Origin of the sequence: Neorhizobium sp. T25_13, assembly GCF_002968675.1 — a bacterium.
Taxonomy (GTDB): Bacteria; Pseudomonadota; Alphaproteobacteria; order Rhizobiales; family Rhizobiaceae; genus Neorhizobium; species Neorhizobium tomejilense.
In genome coordinates this window covers 1-381 of record NZ_PVBI01000054.1, presented here as the reverse complement: position 1 = coordinate 381, position 381 = coordinate 1, and the positions used below count along the sequence as shown (strand labels likewise).

Here is a 381-nt window from a genome sequence, read left to right as displayed (position 1 = left end):
GATCACGGAACGCCTCCAGCAGCGGACCTCGTGTGTCGTGGTTGCCGGGCAGCAGGTAGCAGGGCATCTGCAGGCGGGCGAGTTCAGGGTGCAGCACGGCGTATTCATCGGCGCGGCCGAAATCCACCAGGTCACCGCTGATCACCACGATATCGGGGCGCGGGTGGCTGGCGTTCAGGTGGTCGACGGCACGGCGCAGCGCGCCCAAGGTGTTGACAACGCCATAGGTGAGGCGCTGGCCGGCTTTAAGGTGCAGGTCGCTGATCTGCGCGACAAGAAACGGATGATTCACAATAGATTCTCAAGCATTCAGGGTGAACAACATGTGCGGCGCAATCGCCAAGGCAATCGACGCGCCGACGGTGTAGAGCTGGTTGTCGC

1 protein-coding gene is annotated in these 381 nt (G+C 62.5%); it reads right to left on the bottom strand.

The features are described from left to right. The coding region (locus C5J22_RS30930) for a metallophosphoesterase (protein WP_245440624.1) at nucleotides 1-292 on the bottom strand (292 nt) is incomplete at its 3' end. Between the last annotated feature and the right edge of the window lie 89 nt (nucleotides 293-381).